The organism is Holophaga foetida DSM 6591 (assembly GCF_000242615.2).
In the GTDB taxonomy this organism is placed as follows: domain Bacteria; phylum Acidobacteriota; class Holophagae; order Holophagales; family Holophagaceae; genus Holophaga; species Holophaga foetida.
In genome coordinates this window covers 1,096,103-1,115,361 of record NZ_KI912268.1, presented here as the reverse complement: position 1 = coordinate 1,115,361, position 19,259 = coordinate 1,096,103, and the positions used below count along the sequence as shown (strand labels likewise).

The window sequence follows — 19,259 nt, the reverse complement described above, 5'->3', positions numbered from 1 at the left end:
CGCTGCCCTCATTGTGGTGGTCTGATCCTCTGGCGACCGCTGATGAGTGAAGCCTCCAGGGCACCCCCGGCGGTGATGCCATGACTGTCAGCCTCTCAGCTATCCATCACCTGCACCACGACCTCCACCACGGCGGGACGGCGAAGCCCTGCTATGACGCCAACTCGGTCCAAGCCCCTGCCGGGACTGTCGGGCTCAGCAGTCAGCAATCCCTGGGCGACAGGGGACCTGGCGTCCCCAAAAGTGGATCAGCAGGCGCGATTTCCCCATAGCCCTCGCCCAACTCCCCCGCCGCTCCGGGCTTGTTCAACACCGCATTTCATCGGTGGGGGCTCCGTCTACCTGAGGCAGCCTCGCCCACGCCCCACCGACGAAATGCTCACTGTTTGTCCAGGGAATGGATGGCTCTCTGGACCACCCCCTTCTCATGGTCGAAGAGGTCGAAGTCCTGTTCAGACCTGAACGAGCTGGAAACGGACATGCTCTAACTCCATGGAGAAGTCCTCTCCGAATTCACGGATCACATCATCGTCTTCTGTGAAGAGCCAGCGGATGGCCACCTTTGTGCCGGAACGGGCGGCGGATTCCAGTATCTGGACCATGTTCATCAGGGCCTTGGCGCTGCTGGTGTTGAAGTAGGCCATCTGGAAGGCTATCAACAGCTCCTGACCCTGGATCGTCTCGCAGTAGGCGGCCAGATCCTTCAGGAGGGGGCCGAAGAAGGCGGCTGCATCCTCGGGGTAGGCCTCCCCCCTCATGGCGAGGTGGTTCTGGTCGTAGCGGAAATCGACTTCGGGGGAGCGCTCTCCGGCAGGGATGAACTTGTTTTCCATGGGAAGCTCCGCTGTCAGATGAATGCTTTCATGCAATAAAAGGTGGTCGATTCGTCAATATCCAGGAAATCGAATTGGATGGGCTCGCTGGAACGACGGGCGATCTCGATGAGCCCCAGATTGGCTCCCTTGCTGGAGGATTCCTCCGGGTCCCTGATCCGTTCCATGTAGTAGGCCTTGATGCCTGCCTGGTCGAGATTCCGGATCTTCTCCAGGCGCTGCTGGAGCGGCGAGGCGTTCTCGCGGTTCATGACATTGCCGCAGATTACGAAGAATCGGCCGTTCTCATTTCCGACGGAGAGGAGTCCGGAGCTGATGCGGTTGGCTTCCTGGCCGTCCTGGACCAGGGTTTCGGCGGAGTATCGGATGATGTTCTGGGCCTGTTCCACGAACACGGAAAAGACCCGCTTCATGGTGCTGACATCGGTTTCTTCGATGGAGAGTTTCTTCTTCAGCGCATCCCCAAGCGCGAAGAGGATGCCTTCCGAGATGAAACCGTTGAAAGAGAAAATGGTCCCCTGCTGGTTGTTCTCGGTTTTCATCCGGTAGTGATTGGCAGCGAGCATTGGGACACTCCAGGAGGCGGCGAGCCTGACTCTCCCAGGCTAGGCGGATCCCGTACCCAGCTCGTGCCTCCCGTGTAACATCCTCCTCAAGTCTTCTGCCGCATCCGCCAGACGATGGAATCCGGTGCCCCCCCGAGGCCCTCCATGAGGGCTTGGTGCGCCCTTTCGATGGCGGGATCAAGGCTGGGGCGGTCCCCTTCCAGGTCTGTCTCCGGATCGCAGAGGGTCGCACCCATGGGTACGGGCGTTCCCAGCAGGGTGCGGACCCGCTTCATCAGGCCCTCCAGGAGCTGGTGGTTGGAGCCGGGCGCCGCCAGGAGGATGTGGTGGTTGCCCAGGTCCACTAGGAGGTCCTCCCCCCGCAGGTGCTGGGTCAGGCTCTCCAAGGCCTGGGCCTCCCCGGGGATCCGACGGCTCTCGAAGATTGCCACGCCGATCTTTTCACTGGATCTCCGTGCCCTGGAAAGGTTCGCCCGGACCCAGATATCAAGGTAGCGGCGGGTGGGGAGCTGGGTCTTGGGATGCTCAAGGGCGTGGTCGTCGGCTACGGCGTTGTGGAGGGCCAGGACCTCGTCCTTGCGGCGCAGCTCCTCCCGGGACTGCTCCACTTCAAGGATTCGTGCAAACAGGGAGGCGATCCCTTCCGCCAGGAGGACCTCCATGGGCTGAAATTCCCTGGGGCTGGCTGATTGCAGGGAGAGGACGCCCAGGGGGTGGCGTCCGACGGGAAGCCCCAGATAGGCGCGGATGCCCAATTCCTGGTGGGCGGGGTGAGCCAGCCAGGCCGGGTCCTGGGTCGCGTCCTGGATGACCAGCCGGGGAGAAGAAGCGCCAAGGGCTGCCTGGCAGTAGGACGTGGCGGGCATGGGACTGTAATCCGGGGCTGTGACTCCCTCCGGGGTGGCCCAGTAAAGGGTTTCCAGGCCATAGGGGGTCTTGGCCGCCAGCATGGCCCGGTCGACTCCGGTATACCGCACGAGCAGGGCGAGCCCCTCCTGGAAGAGATGGCCGGGGTCTGGGCTTCCATCAGCGAAGTACGCCAGGATTTCTTGCAGGGAGTTGGATTCATCTAGCATCATTACCATCCACTACCATCATCCATCGGATCGCGGATCCCGGGCTGACAGTTCCGCGCCTATTTGGAGACAGACGGCTGGCTGTGGTTCGCGATACGCTGGTTTCTGCATTTCGACCCCCCCCACCGACGCTCCGCGTCCAGCTCCCAGGGAGAGCCATAATGTCCGACTCGCAGAAGCCATCCGTTCGTGGATGGGTTGTCGTCCTTGCAGGACTCGGTGTGAATCTCCTGCTGGGTACCCTCTACGCCTGGGGTGTGATGGGGAAGGCCCTGGCCATGCAATGGCACTGGACGAAGACCCAGGCGGCCATGCCCTTTGCGATTTCCACCGCCTCCTTCGCCATCATGATGGTGTTCGCCGGTCGGGCGCAGGACAAGCTTGGACCCCGCCGTGTGGCCTCCCTCGGGGGCCTGCTCTTTGGCCTGGGGATTGCCGCCTCTTCTTTCTCCACCTCCCCCATGCTCATCCTGCTGAGCTTCGGTCTGGTGGGGGGGGCGGGCATCGGTCTGGCCTACTCCGCCACCACGCCTGCGGCAGTGAAGTGGTTCCCCCCGGCACGCAAGGGCCTCATCACGGGCATCGTGGTCAGCGGCGTGGGCCTGGCGGCGGTCTTCATGTCGCCCCTGACCCAGTTCCTGCTGGCGAAGACCTCGATTCCCACGACCTTCCTGATCCTCGGAATCGGCTCTGCCGTGATCATCCTCATCCTGGCCCAGTTCCTCACCGATCCCCCCAAGGGTTTCGTGCCTGCGGGTGCCGCTTCCGGGCCTGCCCGGAACCTTCCCCAGCGCCCGGATGTGGAGTGGCACGAGATGCTGCGCACTCCCCAGTTCTATCTGCTCTGGCTGATGTATGTGCTCACGGCCTCGGCTGGCCTGATGATCATTGCGAACGCTCCGATCATCGCCAAGGGGCAGGCCCACTGGGAGGCCGGCTTCGTGCTCGTGATGCTCCTGGCGGTCTTCAACACCCTGGGGCGCTTCATCAGCGGCGCTGTGTCCGACCGCCTCGGACGCACGACCACGATGCTGATCGCCTTCGGTGCACAGGCCATCAACCTGTTCTTCTTCGCGCGCTATACGGATCCCATGAGCCTCGCTCTGGGAACCTCCCTCCTGGGGCTTTGCTACGGCACGGTCTTCACCCTGATGCCGGCCATCACCGCCGACTACTACGGCCTGCGCAACATGGGCGTGAATTACGGCCTGGTGTTCACGGGGTTCGGCGTGGCGGGTGTGTTCGGTTCCCTCCTGGGAGGAAGGGTGCGGGACCTCTTCGGGTCCTACGACAAGGCCTATCTGATCTGCGGTGTGATGCTTGTGGCCGCCGCCATCCTGGCCTGGTTCCTGCGCGCGCCCAAGGTGGAAACCGCATCAAAGTAGTTCTTTCCTATGGGATTTCCTTGATTTCTCGCTGAGATCCCTTGGATGGGAAGTCCGGAACTAGTGTGGTGGCCCTGAATAACTGGGACCACCCCCTTGGGGGGCCGCCACACTTCCATCGGGGCATGGCCCCTTTGGCGAAAAGCACGCGGTGCGTGCTTTTCTGTCACCCCCTTGGGGGCACTGCCGTGCCCCCAAACCCCTGCCAAGTGTGCTGTCAGAGCCGCTTTGAATGGTTCGCATTTCAACGGGACACCACACTAGCTGTTCACGCGGAGGCGGGGAGGGCGCGGAGAAGAGCCATCAATGGGCTTGCTTTCCTCCGCTTCTCCGCGACTCCGCGTGAGCGCTCTTCCTATGCGAATGCGTTTCCGTTCCACACCCAGCTCAGCTTGTCGGCAAAGATGCTGCCGGAGATTTCCGAGGCGGTGTAGATGCGGGCCAATTCGTCCCCCAGGAGGGTGACCCCCGGCACCAGACTGGTGACGTTGGCCAAGCGGGTCCAGGCGATGTCCTGGTTCGAGGCTGGAAGAGGCAGCGGGATAGGCGAGTAGAAGCCAGCTGTGGCCAGGACCGGGGCCAAAGGCACGTAGAAGGCTCCGGCCACCGTCTGGGGCGAACAGGATGCGGCATCGGCCTTCAATACCTCCCAGTCCGCTGGGGGTACGGCCACGCTGCCGGGGCTCAGGACCCGGGCCACGATGCCGTAGGCTCCGGTGCTGCCCGATGGGCGGGCCAGGGCCAGGGGATCGGTGGCCGGATCCGCGAGGGCTGCGGCGGGGACGAGGGCCAGACCCCTGCCCAAGCAGGGCAGGGGGGTCGTCGGCACGGTGGAGGGTAGTCCGGCATAAGCCGAAAGGAGGGGCAAAGCGCATCCCCTTGCATGGAGGTAGTCTTGGGCGGCCTGGAGACCGGCCAGGAAATCGCTTCGGACTGCTACGGTGAGGGGCGTCATGGGCTGAGCTGCCCCTTCGGGACGGTCGTTGGGCACGGAGACCATGTGCAGGGCCGGCCTGCTTGTGGACCATCCGAGGGGCGGATTGGGTCCCGCTACGCCCAGGATGCCCGCCAGTGTCTGGGAACGCATCTCGCCCTGTCCCAGCTCGCTGAGGAGGTTGATGTAGCCACCGATCTCCGAAATGTTCCTGGGGGCTGGGACCCGGGAGCCCACCACGTCGCCCTGGAGGGCCAGACGGCGCATGAGGATGTTCTGGGCATCCCAGGCCTCCTGGCTTCCGACCTGCTGGATGATGCCCATCAGGGCCTGGAGGGTTCCTTCCTCGGTGAGGGTGGTGCTGGTTGTTTCATCGCTCATATCGACTCCTGTTGGGATGTGGCTGGCTCACTAGTGTCCGCCCGTGGCGCCGCTGGCACCTGTAGCACCGCTGGCGCCTGTCGCACCGGTTGCACCGCTGGCACCCGTCGCGCCCGTGGCTGGCTTGGCGGCGGCGCTTCCGCTTGGCGAGGCGTCGCTCTTGGTTCCGTATACGGCGCTGGCGGCGGTGGAGCCTGCGGTCGGATTGCCCATCTTGCCGCCGATGAGGTTGCCCGCGGTGGCGATGGTCTGGGCGCTGAGGTCCCGGGTGGTCTTGAGGGCATCGGCCCGGGCGCTGTTGGCATTGCTCTGGTCGCCCAGGATGAGCTTGGCAAGCTGTTCAGAGCCCGTGAGGCTGGTGTCGAAGCCCCTCTGGGCCGAGGCCTCCTTGGCCAGGGCCTGGAGGAGCGCCCCGTCGGAACCGGGGATGGTGGGCGTGGCGTTGATATTGTTGATGAGCGGGGTGAGACCCGTGAGGGCGCTGGGGGCCTGGAGTCCGCTGGTGAGGGAGGCCTGGGTGGTGGGCATGGTGACCGCCGAGATTTCGGGGGCGGTGTCCGAGGGGCTGTCGGCCCAGTTCCAGAACCGCGTGAGGTCGATCTTCTCGGCCGAGGGGCAGCTGCCCAGCACCGCTTCGCCCAGGACGCCTCGGGTTGGAAGGGCGACGACGGACTTCTTGGGCGTGAAGCTCCGCTTGTGGAACTCCATCAAGGTGCCTTGCACCTGAGCGTTGTCGAAGTCCATTGAATCAGTGACCTGCTTGGGGATGAAGAAGGGCATGATCATGGAGTTTCCGAAGAAGCCCAGAACCCTGTTTTCCACACAGTTGAGGAGGGGGACCGTCTGGGTTTCGTCCTGGATGCCACCCTCGGGAACGCCGATGGTGAAGCCTTCCAGCATGATGGCCCGCTCCTCTGGGGTGACGGACTGCCATACGGCCTTGGAGTAGAGCACGGTGTTCTGGACCACATGCTGGAGCATCCGCTCGATTTCCAGGAGCTGCGAGTAGCGGAGCACCGGGGCGAGCTGGAGGGCAGGGATGGGGTAGGCGTTGGGCGGGAGAATCTGGGGAGAGGAACTGGAGATGTAGCCGCTTACGTAGGTCTCTTCCCCGCTTCCCCCAAGGGCCTTGATCTTGGCGTCGAATTCCCAGGCCAAGGGGCCTCCCAGAATCGATTCCAGTTTCTGGGGCGTGAGATGGACCGTGCCTGCCACCAGATGGTCGGGTGGATTGTCCGGCATGGCGAACTGGGCCCCGAAGATGGCGTTCAGGAAGACCAGGGACTGGGCTGCGGGGTTGACCAGGTCGTAGTCGAACTGCCGGAATCGGCGTGTCACCTCGAAGCCGACGATCTCGTTGCGGGCCAGGGTGGGTGGCACGGCCATGTCCCCCTGGAGGGTGTACCGGCCTTCGGCTCGACGTCGCCTCAGTTCGCCCACCAGGGCATCCTCCGTGGCGAAGGAATGCTCGTAGTCGCCCATGACGTCGGGGATCGCGTCCACTGTCCCGGTCAGGCGCACTGGACCCAGGCGGGTGCCGCGCTTGGTGACGGCTGAGACGTATATCTCCTCGAAGGGCAGGAAACTCCCCTTGAGCTGGATATGGATGACGTCCTCGGCGGCCCCGCCAGCGACCGAAAAGGTGGCGGTGGGGTCGGCGGCGAACTGGCGCAATAGGGTGAGGCCGTAACGTAAGGCCCGGGGCAGTCGCTGTTCGAGGATGTCAGCGTGCTTGAGGATCTGGCGATAGCGTTCCAGGATCTCTGAGCGGGTATCCACCGGCGTGGTGGAGGCCAGGTGCAGGGTCTGGCCCGCAGCCAGGAAGCGCACCACCTCCAGGGGGACTAGGCAGACCAGGCTCACCCCCTCGACATTGGAGGAGATCTCGTAGAGGCGCTGGACCTCCCAGTACTGCAGGGTCAGGGCCCGGGTGTGGTTGTGGTTGGTGATGACCCGGGTGGTGACATCCATGGACTCGGAGGACGCCGCCAGCCGCATGCCTGTGCGCGTGGCGCGTCGTCGGTCCGAAGCGGCCCGTTCGACGCTGGTATGGACGTTCTCGGCGGCCCGGGAGGCATAGTCCCGCTGTCCTTGGAGCCAGCTGGAGGAACTGCCGCTGGATGAGGAGCTGCCGCCTCCACCGCTGGCGATGATGATGCTCCAGCCTCCCCCGCCCGACTTGGATTTGCTGGAGAAGTTGCTGCCCCCGGATTCCACTTCGCTGAAGGCGGAATCGAAGGTGGCTGCGGTGGAGGCGTCCGTGTCCTGGCTGAATGAGGCGGATTCTTCGACCGACAGGCTTTCGGATTCCGTGACGTAACTCGTGTCCCGGCGCTCGAAGATGGCCACCTTCTGCTGCTCTCCCGGGGCAAGGGGCAGGGAATAGACCAGGTTCCCCAGGCAGAGGCCCTTGGGCGTCCACTGCTGGGCCATGTGGACGAGGTAGCCCAGTCCCAGCGTTCCGGCCATGGCCACGGTCTCATAGGACCCGACGGTGTTGTCGTCCCCCACACCGATCAGCTGGTCGCGGAACCCGTCCACGCTGATCGGCTGGTCCACAGGCACTCGGTCCACGTAGGTCACGTTGACATCGTTGTTCTCGGAGAGGGGATAGTAGTCCGCCACCAGCGTGAAGGTTTCTTTCCCGAACTTGAGGGCAGGAGTGACGATGCTGGTGCGGGGTTCCACGAGCCGGATGAATATGGAATAGGGGAAACGGTCCACGGAGGTATTGGGTCTGTAGACGAGGTTGGCACCCTCCTCGCCCATGCCCACGGTGGGTTGGGTGGCGGCCTCTCCGGAGGAAGCACTCTCGGCGCCACTCGGACTGGATCCAGCAGGGAGGATGGCCTCCAGCTGGGCCACGATGCTGAGGGGCAGAGGGGTCAGGACATGCTTGATTACCAAGTCCCCCACCAGTCCGTTGGTGGCCACATCCTTTTGGGCGAGGGTGAGGCTGAGGGCGGTGTTGGCCCCCCGGATTTCTAGGACCAGTCCGTCCTTGGGGAAGCCCTGGGAAGCTGGGAGGGGAAGGTCAAAGGCGCCTTCGTTGTTGGTGATGATACTCCGGTGGTCCCAGGCCCCGAGGGTGACATTGATCTGGACCCGGGCCGAACTGCTGCCGTCGGGATGGAGGAGTCTTCCTATGAGATGGGCCGGGAGGTTCTTGGGCTTGAGAAGTTCCCCGATTTGCAAAAGGTGTTTCCGGGCTTCCGTGAGTTCGAGGTGGAACCTTGTAGCGGCCTTGACCCGGGCATCCAGGACCGCGGTCTTGGAAATGGCTGAATCCGGGTTCAGGAAGTCGGTACCCCGCACGATGCGGCGAGCGGTTTTCGATGTGAGGGTCACCTTTCTTCCTGCGGCGGGGGCCGCAGTGTTGGCCTGGGTTTTTTGTGGTGCGCGCTTGCTTGGCATATGACTCCTTTCCTGCGGTTGAAGAACCGCAATGCCTGGTTTTCGGATTTGTGGCGCATCAATATTGGGTTTATTTAAATTATTTACAAGCCGTAATTTTCATGTGTGGCATCTTTTTTATCATGAGATAGGCTTGATTGTTTTGAGGTGCTACCCGTCTGATTCGCGGGGCTTTTTGGGTTTTGAAGGCTTTATGGTTATTAATCAAAAATGGTTTAGGCCCAAAATGTAGGGCGTTGTCGCTGCGATTTGGGGGAATCCTCTTCCTTTACGCCCCGGAAGTGAACTGACTTGGCCGAGTCCCAGATGGCCCTCTGCGCTAACCTGGGGGCATGGCTATGCAGAACTGGAAGTTCATTGTGGAACCCGCCCAGGCCGGGCTGAGGCTGGATCAGTTGGTCTCGGTGTGCACGGGGCTCAGTCGGCGCCATGCCCGGGAGGTGCTCAAGCTGGGCGGCGTCCAGGTGGCCCAGAAGCGCGTGCGGGTGGCCAGCCGCACCGTCGCTCCCGGAGTGGAAGTTCGGGTGGCCGTGGACGATTCCCTGGGGGCTCTGCCGGACTTTGAAGTCCCGGTGGTTTACGAGGACGAATGGCTGCTGGTGGTCAACAAGCCCGCCGGGATGCCGACACAGGGAACCCAGGCCTCGGACAGGCACGACCTCCTGGCCCTTCTGGGCCGCCAGAGACCGGGGCAGAAGCTCATCCTCTGCCATCGCCTGGACCAGGGCACCAGTGGTGTGCTGGTGCTGGCCAAGGACAAGGCCGGGGATCTGGGGCGGCACTTCCAGGAGCGGACCTTGCGGAAGGTGTACCTGGCCCGCGTGGACAGGCCCGTGGAAGCGGTGGAGGTCGATCGTCCCATCGGACGGTTGCGGCTGGCCAAGCCCGCCCGCTTCGGGTGTGAGGGGGATCTCCTGGAACCCAAGCCCTCCCAGACGCTTCTCCGCCCTGCCGCGCCCCAAGAAGTCGCCGGTCTCACACCGGGATATTGGGTGGTGGCGGAGCCCAGGACTGGGCGCACCCACCAGATCCGGGTCCATCTGGCTTCCCTCGGGGCTCCCGTGGTCGGAGATGGCCTCTACGGCGGGGCCTCCTCGGAGCAGCTCTGGCTCCACGCCTGGAAGCTGGTGCTGAACCATCCCGTGACTGGCCAGTCCCTGGAACTGGTGGCGGAACCCGCGCGCTTCCTGGAGAAGGCGTGAGTCCCAAGCTCCCCCTGGTCTACAACCCCAGATCCGGCCCACGCGGGAAGGATCCCGACGCGCTGATGTCCCGGCTTTCTCCGGAGTTGCGGGAGCGCATCGAGCCCGCGCCCTTCGGGCCTCCCTGGGACTTTGGGCCCCTCATCGCCCAGGCTCAGGCTGCGGGGGGCCCTCTCCTGGTCTGGGGGGGGGATGGGACGCTCCACCATGCGGGCCGCGCCCTGGTGGCGGCCGGTTGTCCGGTGCCCCTGGCTGCCATTCCCGGGGGGTCTGGCAACGGGCTGGTCCGGGGGCTCCGGACGCCCCTGGAGCCTGCAGGGGCCGTGATGAACCTTCTGCAGGGCCGGGAACTGGTCATGGATCTGCCCAGGCTGGACGGAGTGCCCTTCCTGAATCTCTGCGGCACCGGCTTCGAGGCTGCTGTGGCCCATGCCTTCGAGGCGGTGGAAGGGCGGGGCTTCACCAACTACGCCAAGCTTTGTCTGAGGCTGTGGCGGGACTACCCGGAAACGGAATTCCAGTGGGAGGCCTCCCAGCCGGAATCGCAGGAGCCGGGCCGGTCCCTGGATCGCTTGAGGGCGGCCTGGCGGGGAGCTGAGCCTTCGCTGCCTGACCGCGCCTGGAGCCTCTGCTTCGCCAACCTCCCCCAGTTCGGTTCAGGCTTCTGGATCGCCCCAGGGGCCGATCCTACGGACGGCATCCTGCAGTGGGCCCGCCTCAAGCGTCCCTCTGTCTTTGACCTGCTCTCCGAGGTGCCCCAGTTCTTCCGGGAAGGGGGCCGGACCAGCCTCCGCCAGGAGGGGCGCCTGCTGAGAGCCACCTTGCGCCTGGAGCGTTCTACGTTTTGGCATCTGGACGGCGAGGCCGCCCCGGCCCGGGACCGGGCCGAGCTGACTCTGGAGCGGCGGGCCTTCCGGATGCAGGTCACTTCGAGCTGCCCCTGGTGAAGCGCATGCCCCCGTTGGGAGGGGTCGGGTTGCCGTTCGTCGGGTCGATTCCCACTCTTCGGCGGGAACCTGAATGCAAACATGGTTGGTTGATCTCTTTCGAATGTGCGTCAATAATTGACGCAAGGTGTCTGTTTACCTTGGTTTATGTTTAAATCATATCAAGCAAGGGGAGTTGTGTCTGAAATCTTCGATATCGCCGTGCTGGGAGAGGACGAATCCTCTGAACTGCACCAACTTCTGAATCTCTGTGGTGATGTGGAGCCCCTGCGATATGGCGATGGGGAGTACCTGATCCGCCAGGATGAATCTGATCAGGACCTCTTCATCGTGCTGAAGGGCGTGTATTCGGTGGAACAGCCGCCCTTGATCTCTGGGGCGCGCTCGGTGATCCTCGCTTCGGTGATCTGCGACCCCCAGCGGGTGGCAGTCGTCGGGGAAATGGCCTATTTCGGAGATCTTAGACGCACGGCTTCGGTGCGGAGTTGCGGCGTCACCTATGCCCTCAGGCTCAAGCCCGCCCACATCGATGTGATCATCGGGTGCTTTCCCACGCTCACCAAGGTGATTTGCCAACAGTTCGCGCGGCGCCTCAAGGAGGCCAACGACTCCATCCGGGCCTTCCAGGGCCGTTTCGCCCTGGTGAGCACCAAACGGATGGTCTCGGCGGGAGAACTCCTCTTTTCCGAGGGGGATGAAGCGCCGTATGTCCTGCAGGTGGTGGCGGGGCAGGTGGAGCTGTGCCGGGGAGAGCACCGGACCCTCCGGGAGGCGGAGGATGACTGCTCGGGTTTCCTGGAGCCGGATGCCTACTTCAGAAGGCAGCTCCACCAGGCTTCAGCCATCGCCGTCACCGACAGCATCCTCGTATCCGTGGACCGGGAACACGCCGATACGCTGATCCGCTGCTACCCGGAACTGGCCTCGCGGCTCGGATAAAGCGGAGCTGAAGGGCTCCCCCTTTTCCTGGTGAGAACCGCAAGCGGAAGGGCACAGAGAAAAGCAGGGTCGGTTCCGCTTTTCTCTGTGCCCTCTCTTTTAAAACTCCGTGCCCTCTGCGTTGACTCTTTTAGAGCCCCAGCCCTCAATCCATGCGGTAGTTGGGGGCTTCCTTGGTGATCATCACATCGTGGGCATGGCTCTCCCGCAGCCCGGGGCTGGTGATCTGGACGAAGGTGGCCTTCTGCTGGAAGTCGGGGATGCTGGCGCCGCCCACCAGGCCGATGCCGGCGCGCAGGCCGCCCATGAGCTGGGTCACCAGGTCCGCCACCCGGCCCTTGTAGGGCACCTGGCCTTCGATGCCCTCGGGCACCAGCTTGGTGTCGTCCTTGCCTTCCTGGAAGTAGCGGTCCTTGGAGCCCTCCTTCATGGCTCCGATGGAGCCCATGCCGCGGTAGGACTTGAAGGTGCGGCCCTGATAGAAGATGGTCTCGCCGGGGGCCTCTTCGGTGCCTGCCAGCAGGCCGCCGATCATGACCACGTCAGCACCCGCCGCAATGGCCTTGGCCACGTCGCCGGAGAACTTGATGCCGCCGTCGGCGATGCAGGGCACGCCATGCTCACGGCAGGCCCGGGAGGCCTCGGAGACGGCGGTGATCTGGGGCATGCCGGCCCCGGTGACGATGCGGGTGGTGCAGATGGAGCCGGGGCCGATGCCGACCTTGACGGCGCTGGCGCCCGCCAGGATCAGGTCCTTGGCGCCCTGGTAGGTGGCGACGTTGCCAGCGATGATGCCCACCTCGGGGAAGGCCTCCCGCAGCTTGCGCAACCCGTCGATCACGCCCTTGCTGTGGCCGTGGCTGCTGTCGAGGCAGAGCACGTCCACCTTGGCGTCGACCAGGGCCTTGGCCCGATCCAGCATGTCCTTGCCGACGCCGAGGGCGGCGCCGACACGGAGGCGGCCCATGGCATCCTTGGCGGCGTTGGGGTAGTTGATGGACTTCTCGATGTCCTTGACGGTGATCAGGCCGCGAAGGGCGCCGTTGTCATCCACCACCAGGAGCTTCTCCACCCGGTGCTGCTGGAGCTTGACCTTGGCCTGCTCCAGGGTGGTGCCCACGGGCACGGTCACCAGGGGTTGACGGGTCATGCGCTCGCTCACCAGGAGGTCGAGGTTGGTCTCAAAGCGCAGATCACGATTGGTGAGGATGCCCACCAGTTTGCTGTTCTCGACCACCGGCACACCGCTGATCTTGAACTTGGCCATCAGGGCCTCGGCCTCATGGATCGGCGCGTCGGGCCGGATGGTGATGGGGTTGGTGATCATGCCGCTCTCGGAGCGCTTCACCTTGTCCACTTCCTCGGCCTGGCGCTCGATGCTCAGGTTCTTGTGGATGATGCCCATGCCGCCCTGCTGGGCCAGTGCGATGGCCAGACGCCCTTCGGTCACGGTGTCCATGGCAGCGGAAAGGATGGGGATGGTCAAGTTGACGTTCCGGGTCACGCGGGTCGCCAGATCAACCTGATTCGGATGAACCTCCGAAGGTCCGGGGACCAGGAGTACGTCGTCGAAGGTCAGGGCCTGAACAAGGGGCAAGGTCAGCATGTGTTCCTCGGAAAAAACCGGGCTCCGCATATGCGGAACCTTGCAAGCCATGATTACATGCCGGGCCATTTGATGCCAGGGGCGGAGGGGGGACATGAGGGGCCTTTTCCCTGGAATGTGACGCTTGAACAGCCTGCCCTCTTCCCGCATCCAAAGGTGCATACGAGGCGTATCCGTGCTTCCTTCCCGGTTATTCGCTGTGCTGTTGCTGGCAGGTCTGATTTTCCTGGGACTGGTCTATTCGGATGGCCGGACACATCCACCCCTGAACGAGGGTTCCATGACATCCCCCATTGACCACTCTGCGCTGAAATCCAGGCTCAGCCCCAGGCAGTTCCATGTCACCCAGCAGAATGGCACCGAGCCGCCCTTCGAGAATGAATACTGGAACGAAAAGCGGGAAGGCCTTTACGTGGATGTGGTGGACGGCAGGCCGCTCTTCAGCTCCAGGGACAAGTTCGATGCCGGATGTGGATGGCCCAGCTTTACCCAAGCCCTTCCGGGGGTGCCCCTTACCGAAAGGCGGGACCTGGGCTATGGCATGGTGCGCATCGAGGTGCGCTCTCCCGGGGCCGACTCCCACCTGGGACATCTATTCACCGACGGCCCGGGGCCCACGGGACTGCGCTACTGCATCAACAGCGCCTCCCTTCGCTTTGTGCCCCTGGATGATCTGGAGCGGGAGGGATACGGGGCCTTTCTCGGGCTCTTTGGCAGGGGGGATGGTTCCGAGGTGGCCACCCTGGCTGGGGGCTGCTTCTGGGGGATGCAGGAGCTGATCCGCCAGCAACCGGGCGTGATTTTGACGCGGGTCGGCTACACGGGGGGCAGCTTCCCCTCACCCCGCTACGAGGATGTAAAGACCGGACGGACTGGGCACGCCGAGTCTGTCGAGATCCGCTTCAATCCCAGGGTCACCAGCTACGAGGCCATCCTCAGGTTCTTCTTCCGGATGCACGACCCCACGACCCTGGACCGCCAGGGCAACGATATCGGCAGTCAGTACCGCAGCGCCATCTTCACCTACGGGGAGGAGCAGCGGAAGGTTGCCGAGCGGGTGCGGGCCGAGGTCGAGCGCAGCGGGAAGTGGAAGAAACCCCTGGTGACAGTGCTTGCACCCGCGGGTGCGTTCTACGGGGCCGAGGATTATCACCAGGACTATCTGCAGAAACACCCCAATGGCTATACCTGCCACTGGGTGAGGGACTGAACTACTTGGACACCTGCTCCACCAGCCAATCCAGGGCCTCTCCCCGGGTTTCGGCGAAGCACTGGCCCTTATGCATGGCGTTGGCCAGGATCTTCTGGATGCCACGGATGCCCAGGATGGCCGTGTACGTCTGGCCGAGCACCGCCTCGATCTGGGCATGGGATTCCCCGGCGGCCTTCTTGATGCTGTCATCGGTGGTCGTGTTGGTCACATCCATCACTGTGAGGAGGAGCTTATTGTCCAAGCTCATCTTTGTGATGATGGGGAAGTTGGCCACGATTTCGGCAGGCTTGAGGTTCGAGTTGTCCACAGAAAGGATCTTATGACCTTTGTGGACAATGATCTGGATGCGGTCGGACATGGCTTCCTCCACGGGGATGGGCCCAGAGCCAGATGGTATGGGTGGGCTGATTTGGTTTGGGTGGTGCCCGTAGGGTAGCAGTAATTACTTTGGTTGTCACGACATCTTGATTGGGGAGTCCATTACGTCATGGGCTTGATTCTCAATGCATCCCAGCGTTCGCAGGGATGGAAGCGCCACCGCCAACCCGTCCAGCTCACCCGCTGGAAGCTGATCGCGCCCGGCCAGGGGACGCGGTCGAGGTAGTTCCGCAGCCCGCCCTGGAGGCGAAGTCGCTGGGGGTAAGAAAGGGCCGTGTCCGCAGCCACCCAGGCCCCCTGTCTGCGGGCCTTGACCTCCAGAAGGCGCAGTTCCTCCCCCCGGGTCACGAGCAGATCCAGTTCGCTCTTGCCGAGCTTCAGGTTGGAGGCCACCAGATCCCATCCACGGAGCCACAACAGCCAGAGGGTTGCCCGCTCCGCCAGGCGTCCATAGCGCCTGGCCAGGGTGGCACGGCGGTTTTTTGATTGTCCGTTCATGCTTGTCATTGTAAACGCGTCCCTGGGCTTTGGTGGATAGAATCGAGAATATGGGCATGAATACCGGGGCGATGAGGTTTCCGTGGGTGGGATGGCGGGATGTTCGCCTGGGCGCGCGACTGGCCGTCGTCTCGGTTGCCGCTATGGTTGCCGCCCGGCTCCTGGGGTTGCAGGCCTTCTACTGGGCAGGCATCTCGGCCCTCATCGTCAGCACCGGCAGTCCCGGGGGCAGCCTTGCGGCCGGGCTATCCCGCATGGGGGGGACCGTGGTGGGGTTGGGGGTCGGTGTGGGGACGGCCGCTCTCCTGGGACATACGCTCCTGGCGGCGGGGGTGGGCGTTGCCGTGGCCATCCTGGTCTGCCAGGGGATTGGCCTCAAGGGCGCTGCCAGGGTGGGGGCCCTCACGACCCTCTTTCCCATCAGTGCGGTTTCGGGCCCCCACGCGCTGGGCATGACCCTCAATACCTCTTTCAGCCGGGGAGAGAACGTCCTCGTGGGCTGCGCCGTGGCCCTCCTTCTGGACTGGGTTCTGTGGCCCGAGCGCCCTGCGGAGCGTCTGACGGCGCGGCTACGACAGGATGTGTCCCTGGCGGGGGTTCAGGCCGCAGGTTGGTTGAGGGCCTATGTCCTGGGGGCGGAGCCCCCAGCCGAGCCCAGCCTCCAGGAGCTTTTGGAGGCCCACGCCGTCCATGCCGGGCTTCTGAACGCTCTGGCGGCGGAACCGGAGGAGCGGGAGGCTCCCAGGGCGCACTTCATGGCCCAGATGGAGGCGGTCCACGCCATGGTCGAGCACTGCCACTCCCTGAAGGAGCTGGTGCTTCAGGCTGGGGACGACAGGGTCCAGCACCTTCTCAGGGACGAACTGAAGGAGATGGCTGGTCGTCTGGACGACTGCGGAAAGGCCTTCGGGGTGGGGCGGGATTTCCAGGTGGCCCTGTGGTTCCTCGGAGATGCCCGCCATCGACTGGATGGGGCCTACGCCAAGGTGCGAGGGGATCAGGGCACCCAGGCCTACCCCGTGCAGGAAGTCTTCCACCTCGTGGGGGTCATCGCCGCCTGCCACGGCCTGGAGCGGGCCATGCGCCGTCTGGAATCAGCGTGAGCCGCTCGAACCTGGACCGCAGTCCGACCCTGGCCCGCAAGCTGGGGGATCTCCCCATCCGCCCCGGGGTCTATCTCTACCGGGACGAAGCTGGGAACCTGCTCTACGTGGGCAAGGCCAAGGTGCTGCGCAACCGGGTCAAGAGCTACTTCCAGAACAAGCACCATGACGCCAAGACCCGCCGCCTGGTTGCCAGGATCTGGGATCTTGAGCTCATCGTCTGCGAGACGGAGCTGGAGGCCCTGGTCCTGGAAAACAACCTCATCAAGGAGCACACGCCGCCCTTCAATATCCTCCTCAGGGACGACAAGACCTACCCTTACGTCAAGCTCACTTGGCGGAACGCCTTTCCCCAGGTCTTTGTGACCCGGAAGGTGAAGAAGGATGGCTCCCTCTACTTCGGTCCCTTCTTCCCCGCCAGCACCGCCTACCGGACCGCCGAACTGGTCTATCGCTTCTTCCAGATCCGGGACTGCGATATCGACATCGATGGCAAGCGTGGACGGGCCTGCATGAAGTTCCAGGTCCACCGCTGCACGGGGCCCTGCATCGGCGCAGTCTCTGAAGAGGCTTACCGGGAACAGGCCAAGGAGGCTCGCCTCTTCCTGGAGGGCAAGCGGGACGAACTGAAGTCCCGCCTGGAAGCAGCCATGTGGCAGGCTGCGGAGCATAGCGCCTTCGAGCTGGCGGCCCGCTATCGGGACAGTCTCCAGCAGCTCGACGCCTGGTTCACCAAGCAGAAGGCCGCCACGGTGGACCAGGAGGATACGGATCTATACGGCAGCGCCGTACTGGACGGAAGGGCCTGCGTCCACCGGCTGGTGATGCGGGCTGGGCGCATGGTGGGACGCCACGAATATGTTCTGGAGGAGGTGGAGGCCTTCGATGGCGTTGTGCTGGCCGAAGTGCTCCAGCGGGTCTACACCGAGGATTCCGTGCCCGCCCGCATCCTGGTGGAGTTGGAACCGGAGAATGCGGATCTACTGAGGGATTGGCTGGGATCCATGCGGGGTTCCAAGCCCTTCCTGCACGTGCCCCAGCGGGGCGACAAGGTGGAGCTGCTCCAGATGGCCCAGGAGAACGCCCGTCTGGCTCTGGAGCGCAAGTTCGAACCTGCCCGGCTCAACCAGGCGGTGCTGGAGGGGCTCCAGGCCTTTCTGGGGCTGGCTCACCTGCCACGGCGCATCGAGTGCTTCGACATCAGCCACGGTCAGGGCCGGGAGGTGGTGGCCTCCTGCGTGGTCTTCACCGATGGCGTTCCGGATCGCCAGGCCTACCGCCGTTTCAAAATGACCAATGAGCAGAACGATGACTTCGCCAACATGCACGAGGCCATCACCCGCCGCTTTTCCAGGCTCCAGCGGGAGGGGAAGGAGATGCCGGACCTGCTCCTCATCGATGGGGGCCTGGGTCAGCTCCACGCCGCCGAGGCCGCATTGCTGGCTCTGGGTCTGGACCAGCAGGAACGGGCCTCCCTGGCCAAGAAGGAGGAGCTTGTCTATCGGCCCGGGGCTTCGGAGCCCCTGCGCATCCCGAAATCGAGCCCCGTCCTTCAGCTCCTCCAGCGCATCCGGGACGAGGCCCACCGCTTCGCCATCACCTACCACCGCGCCCTGCGGGCCAAGCGCACCCTCCAGACCGAATTGACCCAGATCCCTGGTGTGGGCGAGGCCACTGCGAAGAAACTGCTACAGGCCTTCGGCAGTGTCCAGGCCGTCCGGGAAGCGGAGATGGAAAAAATCACCGCAGCAGTCGGGGCTGCTGCGGCGAAAAAGATCGAGGCGTGGAGGGGCGGGCAGGGCGCCAGCGTTGAGGGCTGATTCTTCCCACGCCGTTCCTATCCCACCCAGGCCGCCTCTTCCCGTAGGCTCTCCCACAGCCCCGCATGGTTCACCAGGATGTCCTTCAGCCCCGCCTGGACCAGCTTCGAATAGGGTGTGGGCATCCAGGGACTCGATGATGGCGTTCACCAGCTCCTTGGTCAGGTCCGGGGAGTTGGCAGACGGGATTCCCAGGTAAACGAAGAAAGGCACCGGCCTTGTTCCGCCGGCGCCTTTCTTCCGTGGGTTGCTGCCTACTGCTGCCCCGACTTCCCTTCCAGGTTCGCCAGTTCCTTCTGGGCACTGACGCTGCCGGCGTCGGCGGCCTTGTGGTACCAGCGGAGGCCCTCCTTCCGGTTCTGGGGGACGTTCAGGCCGTAGTAATAGAAGTAGCCAAGCATCTGCATGGCGGTGGCGTCCCCGGCGGCGGCCCGTTCCAGGTAGGGCTGGATGGCGGGGGTGGTCTGGGCTTTGGTGCCCTCCTCCGGTGCCCCATCCGCATAGGACGGAGGGGCAGGGCGTTCTCCGAACCAGCCTGCGCGGTAGCCGAAGAAGCCCGCAGCGGCCAGGATGATGACGGCGACACCGGCTCCCACCAGGACACCGGCCCAGAGGCCGGAGCGTTTGGGGGTGACAGGCGCCGGTGCTGGCGCAGCAAGGCGATCAGCCATGGGGATTTCCGGAAGGTGCCCCAGGGTCACTGTCTTGGTGGGGTCGGGGAACAGCACCGGGAGATCCTGGGTGGAGGCTGAGGGGTGGGGCGCCTCGGGAATCGGTCCTTCCTGGGGGAAGGGATGGGTGCTGGCTGCGGATCCCATCATGACTGTCTTGTTGGATTCGGGGCGGGTGGGTTCTCCGGCCTGAAGACGGACCGTCTGGTCGATAGGGTCTTCAGGGGGAGGTGGCCCTTGGGGGGTCACAGGCATCGGTCCGGTCGCAGGCTGTTCGCTCATGTTTTTTTCCT

16 protein-coding genes are annotated in these 19,259 nt (G+C 64.0%); 7 read left to right on the top strand and 9 right to left on the bottom strand.

The window, feature by feature from the left end:
• Nucleotides 1-452: 452 nt before the first annotated feature.
• The 3 genes from HOLFODRAFT_RS0204800 to HOLFODRAFT_RS0204790 all read right to left on the bottom strand — a co-directional run bounded on the left by HOLFODRAFT_RS0204800 (nucleotide 453) and on the right by HOLFODRAFT_RS0204790 (nucleotide 2,475).
• A complete protein-coding gene (locus HOLFODRAFT_RS0204800; RefSeq protein WP_005034146.1) occupies nucleotides 453-833 on the bottom strand; it encodes a DUF1987 domain-containing protein in 381 nt (126 codons plus the stop codon).
• A gap of 14 nt (nucleotides 834-847) precedes the next feature.
• Entirely contained in the window at nucleotides 848-1,399 is a 552-nt protein-coding gene (locus HOLFODRAFT_RS0204795; protein ID WP_005034148.1) for a SiaB family protein kinase, read from the bottom strand.
• Between the two features lie 86 nt (nucleotides 1,400-1,485).
• On the bottom strand, nucleotides 1,486-2,475 hold the full coding sequence (locus tag HOLFODRAFT_RS0204790; protein WP_158412919.1) for a GAF domain-containing protein: 990 nt from the start codon (nucleotides 2,473-2,475) through the stop codon (nucleotides 1,486-1,488).
• A 161-nt stretch (nucleotides 2,476-2,636) separates the two neighbouring features.
• On the opposite strand from HOLFODRAFT_RS0204790, the gene HOLFODRAFT_RS0204785 reads away from it, so the two are divergent.
• Nucleotides 2,637-3,860, top strand: a complete 1,224-nt coding sequence (locus HOLFODRAFT_RS0204785) for an L-lactate MFS transporter (RefSeq protein ID WP_005034151.1) — start codon at nucleotides 2,637-2,639, stop codon at nucleotides 3,858-3,860.
• A 355-nt stretch (nucleotides 3,861-4,215) separates the two neighbouring features.
• Here HOLFODRAFT_RS0204785 and HOLFODRAFT_RS19420 read toward each other — a convergent pair whose 3' ends face one another.
• Both HOLFODRAFT_RS19420 and HOLFODRAFT_RS19415 read right to left on the bottom strand, forming a co-directional pair.
• On the bottom strand, nucleotides 4,216-5,175 hold the full coding sequence (locus HOLFODRAFT_RS19420; RefSeq protein ID WP_005034153.1) for a hypothetical protein: 960 nt from the start codon (nucleotides 5,173-5,175) through the stop codon (nucleotides 4,216-4,218).
• A 30-nt stretch (nucleotides 5,176-5,205) separates the two neighbouring features.
• Nucleotides 5,206-8,523 (bottom strand): collagen-like protein, encoded by a 3,318-nt coding sequence (locus tag HOLFODRAFT_RS19415; protein ID WP_052572465.1) that lies wholly within the window; start codon nucleotides 8,521-8,523, stop codon nucleotides 5,206-5,208.
• Nucleotides 8,524-8,921: 398 nt separating this feature from the next.
• Here HOLFODRAFT_RS19415 and HOLFODRAFT_RS22635 point away from each other — a divergent pair, with 398 nt between their 5' ends.
• The 3 genes from HOLFODRAFT_RS22635 (at nucleotide 8,922) to HOLFODRAFT_RS0204760 (ending at nucleotide 11,677) form a co-directional block, all read left to right on the top strand.
• Nucleotides 8,922-9,791: an RluA family pseudouridine synthase gene (locus HOLFODRAFT_RS22635; protein WP_084053328.1), complete on the top strand. Its 870-nt coding sequence runs from the start codon at nucleotides 8,922-8,924 to the stop codon at nucleotides 9,789-9,791.
• Entirely contained in the window at nucleotides 9,788-10,738 is a 951-nt protein-coding gene (locus HOLFODRAFT_RS0204765) for a diacylglycerol/lipid kinase family protein (protein WP_005034168.1), read from the top strand. The genes HOLFODRAFT_RS22635 and HOLFODRAFT_RS0204765 overlap by 4 nt, the downstream gene beginning before the upstream one ends.
• A 177-nt stretch (nucleotides 10,739-10,915) precedes the next feature.
• Entirely contained in the window at nucleotides 10,916-11,677 is a 762-nt protein-coding gene (locus tag HOLFODRAFT_RS0204760; protein WP_005034170.1) for a cyclic nucleotide-binding domain-containing protein, read from the top strand.
• A 145-nt stretch (nucleotides 11,678-11,822) separates the two neighbouring features.
• On the opposite strand, the gene guaB is transcribed toward HOLFODRAFT_RS0204760, so the two are convergent.
• Nucleotides 11,823-13,283, bottom strand: coding sequence for an IMP dehydrogenase (guaB, locus tag HOLFODRAFT_RS0204755; protein ID WP_005034173.1), 1,461 nt, complete (start codon nucleotides 13,281-13,283; stop codon nucleotides 11,823-11,825).
• 280 nt (nucleotides 13,284-13,563) lie between these two features.
• On the opposite strand from guaB, the gene HOLFODRAFT_RS0204750 reads away from it, so the two are divergent.
• Nucleotides 13,564-14,493 carry a bifunctional methionine sulfoxide reductase B/A protein gene (locus HOLFODRAFT_RS0204750; protein ID WP_026939052.1) on the top strand — a complete coding sequence of 310 codons (930 nt, stop codon included), beginning with the start codon at nucleotides 13,564-13,566 and terminating at the stop codon, nucleotides 14,491-14,493.
• A gap of 1 nt (nucleotide 14,494) precedes the next feature.
• Here HOLFODRAFT_RS0204750 and HOLFODRAFT_RS0204745 read toward each other — a convergent pair whose 3' ends face one another.
• Together HOLFODRAFT_RS0204745 and HOLFODRAFT_RS19405 are read right to left on the bottom strand one after the other, a co-directional pair.
• Nucleotides 14,495-14,854 carry a hypothetical protein gene (locus HOLFODRAFT_RS0204745; RefSeq protein WP_005034178.1) on the bottom strand — a complete coding sequence of 120 codons (360 nt, stop codon included), beginning with the start codon at nucleotides 14,852-14,854 and terminating at the stop codon, nucleotides 14,495-14,497.
• A 122-nt stretch (nucleotides 14,855-14,976) separates the two neighbouring features.
• A complete protein-coding gene (locus HOLFODRAFT_RS19405; RefSeq protein ID WP_158412918.1) occupies nucleotides 14,977-15,372 on the bottom strand; it encodes a YraN family protein in 396 nt (131 codons plus the stop codon).
• 50 nt (nucleotides 15,373-15,422) lie between these two features.
• Between HOLFODRAFT_RS19405 and HOLFODRAFT_RS0204735 the strand changes: the two genes are divergently transcribed.
• Complete coding sequence (locus HOLFODRAFT_RS0204735) at nucleotides 15,423-16,475, top strand: FUSC family protein (RefSeq protein ID WP_026939051.1); 1,053 nt, start codon at nucleotides 15,423-15,425, stop codon at nucleotides 16,473-16,475.
• Complete coding sequence (gene uvrC / locus HOLFODRAFT_RS19400) at nucleotides 16,472-18,295, top strand: excinuclease ABC subunit UvrC (RefSeq protein WP_005034184.1); 1,824 nt, start codon at nucleotides 16,472-16,474, stop codon at nucleotides 18,293-18,295. The genes HOLFODRAFT_RS0204735 and uvrC overlap by 4 nt, the downstream gene beginning before the upstream one ends.
• A 254-nt stretch (nucleotides 18,296-18,549) precedes the next feature.
• On the opposite strand, the gene HOLFODRAFT_RS0204720 is transcribed toward uvrC, so the two are convergent.
• On the bottom strand, nucleotides 18,550-19,248 hold the full coding sequence (locus HOLFODRAFT_RS0204720) for a tetratricopeptide repeat protein (RefSeq protein WP_005034188.1): 699 nt from the start codon (nucleotides 19,246-19,248) through the stop codon (nucleotides 18,550-18,552).
• Between the last annotated feature and the right edge of the window lie 11 nt (nucleotides 19,249-19,259).